Annotated in this window: 1 pseudogene; it reads right to left on the bottom strand. The window is 45.8% G+C overall.

The features are described 5' to 3' along the window. Nucleotides 1–201: pseudogene (locus KI210_RS08865) on the bottom strand (amino acid ABC transporter ATP-binding protein); the annotation flags it as partial.

Here is a 201-nt window from a genome sequence, read left to right as displayed (position 1 = left end):
ATTATCTTGCTCAAGAACTCCTGTGCCCGTTCTGACTTCGGATGTTCGAAGAAAGCTTCTGGATCGTTAGAATCTTCCAGCACTTCTCCTTGATTGAAAAAGATTACCCGGTCTGACACTTCTCTGGCAAAACCCATTTCGTGCGTTACCACCAGCATGGTGATGCCTGACTCGGCAACTTTTTTCATGACGTCCAAAACA

This window comes from Lactobacillus corticis (assembly GCF_018327645.1).
In the GTDB taxonomy this organism is placed as follows: Bacteria; Bacillota; Bacilli; order Lactobacillales; family Lactobacillaceae; genus Lactobacillus; species Lactobacillus corticis.
This window is presented reverse-complemented; position numbering and strand designations above follow the sequence as displayed.